This is a genomic window from Streptomyces sp. enrichment culture, from assembly GCF_964272855.1.
Classification (GTDB): Bacteria; Actinomycetota; Actinomycetes; order Streptomycetales; family Streptomycetaceae; genus Streptomyces.
In genome coordinates, this window is record NZ_OZ186847.1 from 2,339,959 (window position 1) to 2,355,540 (window position 15,582).

The 15,582-nt window shown below is 71.5% G+C and carries 3 protein-coding genes; all 3 read left to right on the forward strand.

Annotated elements, in window-relative coordinates:
• Positions 1-17 precede the first annotated feature (17 nt).
• Positions 18-7,229: an acyltransferase domain-containing protein gene (locus ACSU6L_RS09770; protein WP_437055557.1), complete on the forward strand. Its 7,212-nt coding sequence runs from the start codon at positions 18-20 to the stop codon at positions 7,227-7,229.
• A gap of 59 nt (positions 7,230-7,288) precedes the next feature.
• Positions 7,289-13,831, forward strand: a complete 6,543-nt coding sequence (locus ACSU6L_RS09775; RefSeq protein ID WP_437055559.1) for a beta-ketoacyl synthase N-terminal-like domain-containing protein — start codon at positions 7,289-7,291, stop codon at positions 13,829-13,831.
• 98 nt (positions 13,832-13,929) lie between these two features.
• Positions 13,930-15,501, forward strand: coding sequence for an MFS transporter (locus tag ACSU6L_RS09780; RefSeq protein WP_437055561.1), 1,572 nt, complete (start codon positions 13,930-13,932; stop codon positions 15,499-15,501).
• The last annotated feature ends 81 nt before the right edge of the window (positions 15,502-15,582 follow it).

Sequence of the window (15,582 nt, forward strand, 5' to 3'; positions counted from 1 at the left end):
CTCGGAGACGGTAGACGATGAACGCTGTGTCCAACCCGGTCGTGCTGTGGCCGGTCTCGGCACCCGGACCGGCCTCACTGCGGGCGCGCGCGGCAGCGGCGGCCGATTCACTCGACGCCCTCCCCGCGCTGTCCCCGGCCCAGGCCGCCGCCGCCCTGGCGGCCGCCGACCGGGGCCACGCGCACCGGGCGGCGGTACTGGGCCGGGACCGCGAGACACTGCTGGCGGGCCTGCGCGCCCTCGCCGCGGGCGACACGGCCGAGGGACTGTTCCAGGGACACGCGGTGAACACGGCCGGGACAGACCGGACGGACGAAACGCACCGGCCGGAGGGACCGGCGGGCACGGGCGGCCCCGCGGAGGCGGTGTTCGTCTACCCGGGCTTCGGCGCGCACTGGCCGGACATGGCCGCCTGTCTCCTCGACGACCCGGTGTTCCGCGAGAACATCGACCGCTGCGCCGACGCGCTGGCGCCGCTGGTGGACTGGTCGCTGACGGACGTGCTGCGGGGCGCGGACGGGGCTCCGCCCCTGGAGACGGCGGCCGTGGTGATGCCCGCGCTCGTCGCCGTGATGATCTCCCTGACGGAGGTCTGGCGCTCACGGGGTGTGACGCCGGCCGCGGTGGTCGGGCACAGCATCGGCGAGATGGCCGCCGCGTACGCCTGCGGCGCGCTCTCCCTGCCGGACGCGCTGCGGGTGGCGGCGGTCTGGGGCAGCGCCCTGACCGAGGACCGCTCCGGCGCCTGGGGTATCGCCGCCGTCCTGCTGCCCGAGGAGGAGGCGCGCGTACGGCTGGAAGCCTGGGGCGACCGACTGGACGTCGCCGCCGTCAACGGCCCCGGCTCGGTGACCGTCTCCGGAGACCGCGACGCGCTCGAAGAACTGCTGGAGGCACTGGCCGCCGACGGAGTCCGCGCCCGCCGTGTCGCCGCCGACTTCCCCGTGCACGTCCACCAGGTCGAAGCGATCATGGAACGGCTGCTGCGGGACGTGGGCACGATACGCCCGAAGCCCGCGGCCATCCCCTTCTACTCGGCGGCCCGCGGCACCCGCCTGCCCACCGAGCAACTCGACGGCCCCTACTGGGCCCACCAGCTGCGCGACCCCGTCCGCTTCGAAGCGGCGGTACGCGCACTGGTCGCGGACGGCTTCCACGTCTTCCTGGAGGCCGGCCCGCACCCGGTGCTCACACCGGCGGTCCAGGACGTCCTGGACCGCGAGCAGGACACCCACGCGACCGGCCCGACCCTGGTGACCGGCTCCCTCACCCGGGGCCGGGACGCCCGCACCGAACTCGCGGCCTCGCTCGCCGCCCTGTACGTACACGGCCTGCCGGTCGACCTCGCCCGCGTGTCACCCGCCGCAGCCACCGACGACCCCGTACGGCTCGACCTGCCCGCATACGGCCCGCAGGACGAGGCCGCCGACCGGGCCGAGGCGGCCTCCCGGCAGCAGCTCCCCCTGCGCCGCGAGCTGGACGCCGCGCGGGACGAGACCCGGCACGAGCTGCTCCTGCGCGTCGTACGGGAACAGACGTCGGCGGTCCTCTGGGGGACGGAACGGCCCGCGGACGATGACAACACCTACGGCACCCATGACACCCACGGACCCGACCGCGAGGAGGCCGCCGCCGGACACACCTTCCACGCCCTGGGCCTGGAGTCGGCCGGCGCGGTCGAACTGCGCAACCGGCTCACCCGGCTGCTCGGCGTACGGCTCCCGGTCGCGGTCGCCTTCGACCACCCCAGCCCGATGGCCCTCGCGGCACATCTGCACGCGCTGATGTACGACGAGCCGACGGACGCAGGCACCCATGACATCCGGCCGACCGCCGCGTCCCCCGGCGAGCCGATCGCGATCATCGGGATGGCCTGCCGCTATCCGGGCGGGGTGAGCACACCGGAGGAGCTGTGGCGACTGGTCGCCGAAGGCACCGACGCCATCGGCGAGTTCCCGACCGACCGGGGCTGGGACGTCGACGCCCTGTACGACCCCGACCCGACGGCGACCGGCAAGTCGACCACCCGCCGGGGCGGTTTCCTCTACGACGCCGCCGACTTCGACCCCGAGTTCTTCGGCATCAGCCCCCGCGAAGCCACCGCGATGGACCCGCAGCAGCGGCTCCTCCTGGAGACATCCTGGGAGGCGTTCGAACGCGCCGGAATCGACCCCACCGCCCTCCGGGGCAGCAGCACCGGGGTCTTCACGGGAACGTACGGGCTGGAATACGGCCCACGGCTCACCGAGGCACCCGAAGACGTGGCCGGCCACCTGCTCACCGGCCAGTTCAGCAGCGTCGCCTCGGGGCGCATCGCCTACACGTACGGGCTTGAGGGCCCGGCGATCACGGTGGACACCGCCTGCTCGTCGTCGCTGGTCGCCCTGCACCTGGCCGTGCAGTCGCTACGCCAGGGCGAGTGCTCCCTCGCCCTCGCGGGCGGGGCCGCAGTGATGGCAAGTCCTGGAATGTTCACGGAGTTCAGCCGGCAGCGGGGGCTGTCCCCCGACGGCCGCTGCAAAGCCTTCTCCGACGACGCCGACGGCACCGGCTGGGCGGAAGGCGTCGGCCTCCTCCTCGTCGAACGCCTCTCCGACGCCCGCCGCAACGGCCACCCCGTCCTGGCCGTCATCCGCGGCACCGCCACCAACCAGGACGGCGCCAGCAACGGCCTGACCGCGCCCAGCGGACCCGCGCAGGAACGCGTCATCCGCCAGGCACTGGAGAACGCCCGCCTGTCGGCGGACCAGGTGGACGCCGTCGAGGCGCACGGGACGGGGACCAAGCTGGGGGATCCGATCGAGGCGCAGGCCCTGCTGAACACGTACGGGCGTGCTCGCGAGGGCGGGCAGCCGCTGTGGCTGGGGTCGATCAAGTCGAACATCGGGCACAGCCAGGCGGCGGCAGGCGTCGCCGGGGTCATCAAGATGGTGATGGCCATGCGGGAGCGGACGCTGCCGCGCACCCTGCACGCGGAACGGCCCACCACGCATGTCGACTGGTCCGACGGCACCGTTCAGCTGCTGGACGAGGCCCGCGAGTGGGGGACCGTGGAGGGCCGGCCTCGGCGGGCGGGAGTGTCCTCGTTCGGGATCAGTGGGACGAACGCGCATGTGATCCTGGAGGAAGCGCCGGTCTTGGAAGGCGTTGAGGGGGACGGCGAACTGCCCGATGTGCCGTGGCAGTTGTCGGCGAAGACGCAGCAGGCGCTGCGCGATCAGGCACGTCGTCTGCTGGAACACCTGAAGGATGCGCCTGGTGCGGATACGGCGGTCATTGGGCAGGCACTGGCCGCCCGGACACGGTTCGCCCACCGGGCCGTGATTCTGGGTGCCGACCGGGTCGCTGGGCTGGCGGCGCTGGCGGAGGATGCCCCGCATCCGCAGGTGGTGACCGGGCAGGCCCGGGAGGGGAAGACGGTCTTCCTGCTGACCGGGCAGGGCAGCCAGCGCCCTGGCATGGGACGGGAGCTGTACCGGTCTGAGCCCGTCTTCGCGGACGCCTTCGACACCGTGTGCGACCTCTTCGACCCCCACTTGGAACTGCCGCTGCGGGAAGTGATGTGGGGGGAACACAGCCACCACCTCAACGACACCCGCTACGCCCAGCCCGCCCTGTTCACCCTCCAGGTCGCCCTGCACCGCCTACTGGACCACCACGGCATCACCCCGGACGCCCTGATCGGCCACTCCCTCGGCGAAATCACCGCCGCCCACCTCGCCGGAGTCCTCACCCTCACAGACGCCGTCACCCTCATCGCCACCCGTGCCCAGCACATGCACCAGGCTCGGAATGACGGCGCCATGCTCGCCATCAACGCCGGCGAGGACGAGGTCCGCCCGCTGCTCGACGCCAGCGTGGACATCGCCGCCGTCAACGGCCCCCACAGCACAGTCATCTCCGGCGACACCGAGGCGATCAACACCATCGCCGCTCACTTCAGCAAGACCACCCGGCTACGAACCAGCCACGCCTTCCACTCCCACCACATGGACGGCATCCTCGACGACTTCCGCAACGCCATCAGCACCATCACCCACCACCCACCGACCACCCCCGTCATCTCGAACCTCACCGGCCGACCCCTCACCCAAAACGAACTCGGTCCGGACTACTGGGCACGCCACATCCGCGGCACAGTCCGCTACCACCAAGGCATCACCCACCTCACCGCCACCGGCCACACCCGCTACCTCGAACTCGGCCCCGACACCACCCTCACCACCCTCACCGCCGCAACGGCACAGGCCATCCCCACACTGCGGCCGAACACCCCGGAATCGGAAAGCCTCGCCACGGCCCTGGCCCACCTGCACGTCACCGGTCAAACGCCCGCTACCTACAACCCCACCGGTCACATCACCCCTGACCTGCCCACTTACGCCTTCCAGCGCCAGTCCTACTGGCTGCCCACACCCCCGGCGCCGGCCAAGACCACCGATCACCCCTGGCTCGACACAGCCCTCCACCTCACCGACGACCGAACAGTCCTCACCGGCCGCATCTCCCTGACCACCCACCCCTGGCTCGCCGACCACACCATCACCGACACCCCCCTCCTCCCGGCAACGGCCTTCCTGGACCTCGCCCTCCACGCCGCCCACCACACCGACACCCCGACCATCCAAGACCTCACCCTCGAACAACCCCTCCCCCTCACCACGGCAACCACCCACATACAGGTCACCATCGACGCGCCCACGCCCGATGGCCACCGTGCCCTCACCATCCACACCCAAGCCGCCCCCCACGCGCCCTTCACCCGCCACGCCACCGCAACCCTCACGACCACACGCACCACCCCAACCGCCCTGACCTGGCCCCCGACCTCCCCACCTCTCAACCTCACCACCTTTTACGAACACCTCGCCGACCACGGCTACACCTACGGCCCCACCTTCCAGAACCTCACCCACGCCTGGCAGGACCCACACACCGGCACCCTCCACACACAAACGACCACCCCTCCCAGCACCGGCCACACCATCCACCCCGCCCTCCTCGACGCCACCCTCCACCCCCTCCTCCAACTCACCACCACCCCACGCCTCCCCTTCACCTTCAGCGGCGTCACCCTCCACGCCACCGACGCCACCCACCTCCACACCCAACTCACCCCCACCGGCCCCGACACCTACGCCCTCACCGCAACCGACCCCCAAGGCGCACCGGTGCTGTCGATCAGCGAACTGGCCTTGCGGGAGGTCGACTTCGGAAAGCTGACCGCTACGAACCCGGCCCGCGATTCGCTGTACGTCCTCGATTGGCGTGAGATCGGCGGCGCCGATGGCACACACGACATCAAGGCGGAGCACTGGGCAGCGGTCGGGGACGATGCTGCAGGCGTCGCCGCCGAGTTGGGCATCGAGGCCGTACATCCGGATCTCTCCGCTCTGCGAGCGCTTGTCGCCGCAGGCGGCACAGTCCCGGATGTGGTGGTGTGGCCCGTCCCGGAGGCGAGAGGCGAACTGCCCGCTGCGGCGCACGAGATCTCGTGTGCCACTCTCGCGGTGGTCCAGGAGTGGCTGGCGGACGAGCGGCTCGCCGAGTCGCGGCTGGTGGTCGTGACGCGAGGCGCGGTCGCGGCTGGTCCGCAGCCAAGTGTCCGGTCGTTGGCGACCTCACCGGTTTGGGGGCTGCTGCGCACCGCGCAGGCCGAGACCGAGGGTTCGTTCACGCTGGTGGACCTGGACCCCGGCGAGCCGGACACGGGGGCCGGTGGCGTCCGGGTGCTCCCCGCCGCCGTAGCGTCAGGACGCGGCCAACTCGCCGTACGCAAGGGAACGCTGTACGTCCCGTTCCTCACTCACGCCGAGGCGGCACTTGCCAAGGCGGCACCGGCGAGCGGCGGCAACCCGAGCCGTGCTCTCGATCCGGAGGGGACGGTGCTGATCACCGGCGGTACCGGCACCCTCGGCAGCCTCCTCGCCCGCCACCTCACCACCCACCACGGCATCCGCCACCTCCTCCTCACCAGCCGCCAAGGACCCGACGCCCCCGGCGCCCAGGAACTCCTCCACGACCTCACCCAACACGGCGCCCACCCCCGCATCGAAGCCTGCGACACCAGCAACCCCACCCAACTCGCCCACCTCCTCACCACCATCAACCCCAACCACCCCCTCACCACCGTCATCCACACCGCCGGCACCACCCACGACGCCACCCTCACCACCCAAACCCCCCACCACCTCACCACCACCCTCCAACCCAAAACCGACACCGCCTGGCACCTCCACCACCTCACCCAAAACCACAACCTCACCCACTTCATCACCTACAGCTCCCTCACCGGCCTCACAGGAACACCCGGCCAAGCCAACTACGCCGCCGCCAACACCTTCCTCGACGCACTCGCCCACCACCGCCACACCCAAGCCCTCCCCGCCACCTCCCTCGCCTGGGGCCTCTGGCAACAAACCAGCACCCTCACCCAACACCTCACCCCCACCGACCACGCACGACTGCGCCGTTCCGGGATCGTCCCCATGTCCCCGGAGGAAGCGCTGGCCCTGTTCGACGCCGCGCTGGCGCACGAATCGCCGCTTCTGGTGCCAGCCCGTCTCGACACCTCCGCCCTACAGGCCCGTGCGGCTGACGGCACGCTCCCGGAACCGCTGCGAGGCCTGGTACGCGGTCCCCTCCGTCGAGCCGGAGCAGCCGGCACCGAGCGTCCGGGCAAGGGCGCGGCAGCGTTCGCCGGGCGGTTCGCGGCCGCCGCTCCCGACGAGCGCGAGCACCTGCTGCTCGCCCTGGTGCGTGAGCACGCGGCCCGGGTGCTCGGCCACGACTCCCCGGCCCGGATCGAGGCCGACCGGGGGCTGCTGGACCTGGGCTTCGACTCGCTGACGGCGGTCGAGTTCCGCAACAGCCTGAACTCGGTGACGGGGCTGAGGCTGAGCACCACGGTCGTCTTCGACCACCCGACACCGAACGCCCTGGCCCGCCATCTCCTCGGCCGTCTCACGTCGTCGACTCCCCGGACGGAGGCCGGCCCGTTGGAGGCCATCGACCGGCTGGAGTCGCTCCTCAAGCGGTACGCCACCCAGGACGGCGCCGGCGAGGCCGCCGAGGTCGTCGAAGCCGCCGAGATCGCACAGCGTCTGCAACGGATCGCTCAGAACTGGCAGGCGCTCACCCGCCCGTCCTCCCCCGACGACGGCAGCCTCGAATCCGCGACGGACGACGAGCTCTTCGACGTACTCGACCAGGAACTCGGCCTGTCCTGACCCGCTCCCCGCCACGTCCCACCGATCGCCGAACCGTCAGCAGCAAAGGGTGACCTTCCGTGTCGAACACCGAGGACAAGCTCCGCGATTACCTGAAGCGGGCGACCGCCGATCTGCGCCAGGCCCGGCGCCGGCTGACGGAGATCGAAGAAGGCCTGCACGAGCCGATCGCGATCATCGGCATGGCCTGCCGATACCCGGGCGGGGTGACCTCCCCCGAGGAACTGTGGCAGTTGGTCGCGGAAGGCGCCGACGCCATCGGCGAGTTCCCGAGCAACCGCGACTGGAACGTCGACGAACTCCACGACCCGGACCCCACCGCGACCGGCAAGTCGACCACCCGCCGAGGCGGCTTCCTCTACGACGCGGCCGACTTCGACCCCGAGTTCTTCGGCATGAGCCCACGCGAGGCACTCGCCCTGGACCCGCAGCAACGGCTGCTCCTGGAGACCGCCTGGGAGGTCTTCGAACGCGCCGGGATCGACCCGACCGGCCTGCGCGGCAGCGACACGGGCGTCTTCGCTGGCGTGATGTACAACGACTACGCCTCCCGGCTGCGCCCCGCGCCCGAGGAGTACGAAGGGTTCCTGGCCACCGGGAGTCTGGGCAGCGTGGCATCAGGGCGACTGGCGTACACCTACGGTCTCGAAGGACCGGCGGTCTCGGTGGACACCGCCTGCTCCTCGTCACTGGTCGCCCTGCACCTGGCCGTGCACTCGCTCCGCCGGAACGAATGCTCCCTCGCCCTCACGGGCGGCGTGACCGTGATGGCCACCCCGGGGACCTTCGTCGAGTTCAGCCGGCAGCGCGGGCTGTCCCCCGACGGCCGCTGCAAAGCCTTCTCCGACGACGCCGACGGCACCGGCTGGGCGGAAGGCGTCGGCCTCCTCCTCGTCGAACGCCTCTCCGACGCCCGCCGCAACGGCCACCCCGTCCTCGCCGTCATCCGCGGCACCGCCACCAACCAGGACGGCGCCAGCAGCAGACTCACCGCACCCAACGGGCCCGCCCAGGAACGCGTGATCCGCCAGGCACTGGAGAACGCACAGCTCAGCCCCACCGACATCGACGCCGTGGAAGCCCACGGCACCGGCACCACACTCGGCGACCCCATCGAGGCCCAGGCCCTCCTCAACACCTACGGACAGGACCACACGCCCGACCAGCCCCTCTGGCTCGGCTCGATCAAGTCCAACATCGGCCACACCCAGGCCACCGCCGGGGTCGCCGGGGTCATCAAGATGGTGATGGCCATGCGGGAGCGGACACTCCCGCGCACCCTGCACGCCGAGCGGCCCACCACGCATGTCGACTGGTCCGACGGCACCGTCCAACTCCTCAACACACCCCGCCCATGGGAAGCGACAGACGACCGCCCCCGCCGCGCCGCCGTCTCCTCCTTCGGCATCAGCGGCACCAACGCCCACGTCATCCTCGAAGAAGCCACCACTCCACAGGGCCCCGAAGACGACGTCCGCCTCCCCGACATTCCGTGGCAGTTGTCGGCGAAGACGCAGCAGGCGCTGCGCGATCAGGCACGTCGTCTGCTGGAACACCTGGAGGATGCGCCTGGTGCGGATACGGCGGTCATTGGGCAGGCACTGGCCGCCCGGACACGGTTCGCCCACCGGGCCGTGATTCTGGGTGCCGACCGGGTCGCTGGGCTGGCGGCGCTGGCGGAGGATGCCCCGCATCCGCAGGTGGTGACCGGGCAGGCCCGGGAGGGCAAGACGGTCTTCCTGCTGACCGGGCAGGGCAGCCAGCGCCCCGGCATGGGACGGGAGCTGTACCGGTCTGAGCCCGTCTTCGCGGACGCCTTCGACACCGTGTGCGACCTCTTCGACCCCCACTTGGAACTGCCGCTGCGGGAAGTGATGTGGGGGGAACACAGCCACCACCTCAACGACACCCGCTACGCCCAGCCCGCCCTGTTCACCCTCCAGGTCGCCCTGCACCGACTACTGGACCACCACGGCATCACCCCGGACGCCCTGATCGGCCACTCCCTCGGCGAAATCACCGCCGCCCACCTCGCCGGAGTCCTCACCCTCACAGACGCCGTCACCCTCATCGCCACCCGTGCCCAGCACATGCGCCAGGCTCGGAATGACGGCGCCATGCTCGCCATCAACGCCGGCGAGGACGAGGTCCGCCCGCTGCTCGACGCCAGCGTGGACATCGCCGCCGTCAACGGCCCCCACAGCACAGTCATCTCGGGTGATGCGAACACGATCAACGCCGTTGCCGCTCACTTCAGCAAGACCACCCGGCTACGAACCAGCCACGCCTTCCACTCCCACCACATGGACGGCATCCTCGACGACTTCCGCAACGCCATCAGCACCATCACCCACCACCCACCGACCACCCCCGTCATCTCGAACCTCACCGGCCGACCCCTCACCCAAAACGAACTCGGTCCGGACTACTGGGCACGCCACATCCGCGGCACAGTCCGCTACCACCAAGGCATCACCCACCTCACCGCCACCGGCCACACCCGCTACCTCGAACTCGGCCCCGACACCACCCTCACCACCCTCACCGCCGCAACGGCACAGGCCATCCCCACACTGCGACCCAACACCCCCGAAGCCCAGAGCTTCGAAAGCGCCCTGGCCCACCTACACACCACCGGCCACACCCCCACCACCTACAACCCCACCAGTCACATCACCCCTGACCTGCCCACTTACGCCTTCCAGCGCCAGTCCTACTGGCTGCCCACACCCCCGGCGCCGGCCAAGACCACCGATCACCCCTGGCTCGACACCACCATCCACCTCACCGACGACCGCATAGTCCTCACCGGCCGCATCTCCCTGACCACCCACCCCTGGCTCGCCGACCACACCATCGCCGACACCCCCCTCCTCCCCGCCACCGCCTTCCTCGACCTCACCGTCCACGCAGCCCAACACACCAACACCCCGGCCATCCAAGACCTCACCCTGGAACAACCCCTCCCCCTCACCACGGCAACCACCCACCTCCAAATCACCGTCAACGCACCAGACGCCGAAGGCCACCGCACCCTCACCATCCACAGCCACCCCACCCCCGACGCCCCCTTCACCCGCCACGCCACCGCAACCCTCACCACCACACCCACGAATCCGACAGCCCTGACCTGGCCGCCGACAGCCCCACCTCTCAACCTCACAGGCTTCTACGAAGCCCTCGCCGACCACGGCTACACCTACGGCCCCACCTTCCAGAACCTCACCCACGCCTGGCACGACCCACACACCGGCACCCTCCACACCGAAACCACCCTCGCCCCCGACACCCGAACCGCCGGCCACACCATCCACCCCGCCCTCCTAGACGCAGCCCTCCACGTCTGGGCCTCGGTCCGTGCCGAGCGGGGCCCGGCCGGGGATGAGCGGCTGCTGCTCCCCTTCAGCTGGTCGGGAGTGCGGCTGCACGCGACTGACGCGACGTCGGTGCGGGTGCGGCTCACGCCGGTCGGGGCGGACAGCATGCGCCTGGATGTCACGGACCTGGCCGGCGCCCCGGTGATGACGGTCGCAGAGGTCACCGCGCGTGCGGTCGGCCGCGACGCTCTCGCCGTACCGCGCACGGGCGGCAACAGCGTCCGACGGACTCCGCTGCATCTGCTGCGCTGGAAGCCCGTCCCGCTCCCCGCGGCCGAGGCGGAAGCGGCCGCCGTCCCGGCGGGAACCTACGTCCTGGGGCCCGACCCGCTGGGTCTGGCGGATGCGCTCGGTGTCACCGCGCACACGGATCTCGCCTCGCTGTGGGAGGCGGTGGCCGCGGGTGCGCCCGCGCCCGTGCGGGTGCTGGCCACCCTGACCGGAGCCGACACCAAAGCCGGAACCGGAACCGGAACCGGAGATGCGGACGCTGACGCCGACGCCGGCGCATCGGTGCCCGAACAGGCCCGCCACCACGCGGAACGCGCCCTCGCCCTCACCCAGGACTGGCTGGCCGACGAACGCTCGGAGGGGGCAAGGCTGGTCGTGGTGACGTGGGGTGCCGTGGCCGCCCGGCCGGGCCCGGAGATCCGGGATCTGGCGGCGTCCACGGTCTGGGGGCTGGTGCGCACCGCGTACTCGGAGCACCCGGGTCGGTTCGGGTTGCTAGACCTCGACGGGCCGTTGGACGGGCGGCTGGACGCGGTGCGGGCGGTCGTGGCGGCGCTGCGTGCCGACGAGGAGTTCCAGGGTGCGGTACGGGACAACGGGCTGTACGTGCCGCGGATCGTGCCGGCGGAGTCGGCCGGGGATGTGCTGACGCCGCCGCAGGGGGTGGAGCACTGGAAGCTGGACGTGGACACCGCCGGTTCGCTGGACGGGGTCGCGCTGCTGCCCGCGCCGGAGGCGGGCGCGCCGCTGGGGGCCGGGGAGGTGCGGGTGGCGGTCCGGGCCGCCGGTCTGAACTTCCGGGACGTACTGATCGGGCTGGGCATGTACCCGGGTGACGACGCGCGCATCGGTGGCGAGGCGGCCGGTGTGGTGCTTGAGACGGGGTCCGATGTCACGTCGGTGGCTCCCGGGGACCGGGTGATGGGGTTGTTCCCCTCGGGTGGGATCGGTCCGGTCGCGGTCACCGACCACCGTTGGGTGACCCGGATGCCGGCGGGGTGGGGGTTCCACCAGGCGGCGGTCGTTCCGGTGGTGTTCCTGACCGCCTACTACGGGCTGCGGGACCTGGCGGAGGTGCGCCGGGGCGAGCGGCTGCTGGTGCATGCGGCGACCGGTGGCGTGGGCATGGCCGCGCTGCAACTGGCCCGGCACTGGGGCCTGGAGGTGTACGGCACGGCGAGTCCGGCGAAGTGGGAGGTGCTGCGGTCGCTGGGGGTGCCGGAGGAGAGGATCGCCTCGTCCCGCACCCTCGAGTTCGAGGAGCGGTATCGGGCGCTGACCGGCGGGCGCGGTTTCGATGTCGTACTGAACTCGCTGGCCCAGGAGTTCGTGGACGCGTCGCTGCGGCTGCTGGCGCCGGGCGGTCGCTTCCTGGAGATGGGCAAGACGGACGTCCGCGACGAGGCGGAGGTGCGGTCACGGTTCCCCGAGGTGTCGTACACGGCGTACGACCTGATGCGGGTGGCACCGGAGCGGGTGCAGGCCATGCTGACGGAGCTGGTCGGTCTGTTCGAGTCGGGGGCGCTACGGCCGTTGCCGTCGACGGCGTGGGACGTCAGTCACGCACGGGACGCGCTGCGTCATCTGAGTCAGGCCCGGCACACCGGCAAGGCGCTGCTGACGTTGCCGCGCTCGCTGGATCCGGAGGGGACGGTGCTGATCACCGGCGGTACCGGCACCCTCGGCAGCCTCCTCGCCCGCCACCTCACCACCCACCACGGCATCCGCCACCTCCTCCTCACCAGCCGCCAAGGACCCGACGCCCCCGGCGCCCAGGAACTCCTCCACGACCTCACCCAACACGGCGCCCACCCCCGCATCGAAGCCTGCGACACCAGCAACCCCACCCAACTCGCCCACCTCCTCACCACCATCAACCCCAACCACCCCCTCACCACCGTCATCCACACCGCCGGCACCACCCACGACGCCACCCTCACCACCCAAACCCCCCACCACCTCACCACCACCCTCCAACCCAAAACCGACACCGCCTGGCACCTCCACCACCTCACCCAAAACCACAACCTCACCCACTTCATCACCTACAGCTCCCTCACCGGCCTCACCGGAACACCCGGCCAAGCCAACTACGCCGCCGCCAACACCTTCCTCGACGCACTCGCCCACCACCGCCACACCCAAGCCCTCCCCGCCACCTCCCTCGCCTGGGGCCTCTGGCAACAAACCAGCACCCTCACCCAACACCTCACCCCCACCGACCACGCTCGGATGGCACGCGAGGGCATCCTGCCGCTGGGGACGGAGGAGGCGCTGGCGTTGTTCGACGCCGCGCTGGAGGGGCGGCAGCCGCTGGCCGTGGGGGCCGCCCTCGACATGTCGGCGGTCCGGTCCGGGGCCGGTGCGGCGGTGCGGCCGCTGTTCGCGGAGCTGCCCGGTGCGGAGCGGGTGGCGCGGCGGGCGGCGCGGGCGGCCGTGGCTCCGGGTGGGCCGTCGCTTCGGGAGCGGCTGGCCGGGCTGGACGCGGTACGGCGTCAGGACGAGGTGGTGGACCTGGTGCGGGGCCACGTCGCGGCGGTGCTCGGGCACACGGACGCGCACGGGGTGGCCACCGAACGGCCGTTCAAGGAGCTGGGCTTCGACTCGCTGACCGGGGTGGAGCTGCGCAACCGGCTCGCCGGTGTCACGGGGCTGAGCCTGCCGTCGTCGCTGGTCTTCGACCATCCGACGCCCGCCGCGCTGGGCCGGTTCCTGACGCAGGCGCTGGCGCCCTCCGAGGACGACGCCCTGGCATCCGTACTGGCGGATCTGGAGTGGGTGGCACGCCGGGCGGTGGCGCTGCCCGCGGCGGAGGGCGGCCGGGGTGAGGTGGCGACACGGGTCCGGGAGCTGCTGTCGCGTCTCGAGCCCGACGGCCGGCGCGGCCCGGACGGCGGCGGTGGCGGCGAGGCCGGGGCCGGGGCCGCTGTGCTGGCGGAGGCCTCCGACGACGAGATCTTCGACTTCATCGACCGTGAGCTGGGCGTCAACTGAAGTTTCACATAGGCGGATTGAGAAGCGGGGACTGTCCCTGTATCTTCCGGATGGAATCGGGGACAGTCCCCGCTAATTGCCGAGGAGACAAGCCGACCATGAGTGAAGAGACCCTCGCCGGCACGGGAACCGGCACCGGCACCACAGCCCAGAGCCCGCCAGGCCCGGCGAACCCGGCGAACCCGGCGGGCGCCACGACCAAGCCGGCCGGCCGGCCCGGTGTCGTGCTCGTCATCGTTCTCGCCCTGCAGACGATGCTCATCCTCGACGTCAACGTGGTGAACATCGCGCTGCCGCAGCTGAAGGAGTCCCTGGGGTTCAGTCCGACAGGACTGTCCTGGGTGCTCAACTCGTATCTGCTCACCTTCGGCGGGCTGCTGCTGCTCGGCGGCCGGATCGGCGACATCCTCGGCCATCGCCGCGGGTTACTCATCGGCGTGACGGTGTTCACCGCCGCCTCCCTGCTCGGCGGTCTGGCCACCTCCGCCGGGCTGCTGCTCGCCGCCCGCGCCCTGCAGGGCGTCGGCGCGGCGGTCGCGGCGCCCACCGTGCTCGCCCTGATCAGCACACACTTCACCGAGGAACGGGCACGGGCCCGCGCCCTCGGGGCGTACGCCGCGGTCTCCGGCTCCGGTGCCGCGATCGGCCTGATCGGCGGCGGCCTGCTGACCGACTGGCTGTCCTGGCGCTGGGTGCTGTTCATCAATGTGCCGATCGGCGTGGCCCTGCTGGCCCTGGCCCCGGCGTTCATCCGCGAGACCGACCGCTCCCCCGGCCGCTTCGACCTCTCCGGCGCGCTGATGTCCACCGTGGGCATGACCGCCCTGGTCTACGGCTTCATCCGGGCCGCCGAGGACGGCTGGGGCGACCCGCTGACGCTCGGCGCCTTCGCCCTCGCCGTGGTCCTGCTCGCCGCGTTCGTGTTCATCGAGAACAACGCGCGGCAGCCGATCATGCCGCTGCGTCTGCTCACCGACCGCAACCGGGTGACCGGCTACCTGGCCCTGCTGTTCGTCATGGCGGCGGGCAACTCGATGTTCTTCTTCCTCACCCAGTTCCTCCAGGAGGTCAGCGACTTCAGCCCGATCCAGGCAGGGCTGGCGTTCGTGCCGCTGGCCCTGCTCATCCTCGGCGCCTCCAGCGTCGCGGCGAAGGCGCTGCCGAAGGCGGGGCCGCGGGTGCTGACCGCGGTCGGCGCCGCCGCCATGAGCGCCAGCCTCTTCTGGTACGCGCGGATCGACCCGTCCTCCACCTACGCCGCCGACCTGCTCGGCCCCATGCTGGTGGCCGGCCTGGGCATGGGCACGCTGCTCGTGGGGGTCACCACGATCCTGATGTCCGGCGTCGCCCCGGAGGACACGGGTGCCGCCTCCGGCCTGCTCAACGTCATGCAGCAGATCGGTGCCGCTCTCGGTCTGGCCATCATGGTGACGGTCTTCGGCACCGCGAGCCGGGACGCCGAAGGGCACATCCCCGCGAACCTCGACCCCCAGGGCGCCGCCAACTACGTACTGACCGAAGGGGTCACGGCGGCGTTCACCTGGGGCGCCGTCTTCACCGCCGCGACGATTCTGCTCACGCTCGCCATGCGTGCCGTGCCCACGGGCGCCGGAGCGGCCGAAGAGGTGCCGGAGGAGCCCGCCGACGAGAAGGCGGTCCCGCTCCGGTAAGGCGGACCCGCCGCCGCGTGTTCGCTCGCGCGGCCCTCACCCCGGCCGGTTCCGTCGATCCCGTCGGTCTCGTCGGCCCGG

Bases quoted from the DNA above. Each gene is read 5' to 3' on its own strand.
- ACSU6L_RS09780 (WP_437055561.1), top strand. From the start codon at position 13,930: ATGAGTGAAGAGACCCTCGCCGGCACGGGAACCGGCACCGGCACCACA.
- ACSU6L_RS09770 (WP_437055557.1), top strand. From the start codon at position 18: ATGAACGCTGTGTCCAACCCGGTCGTGCTGTGGCCGGTCTCGGCACCC.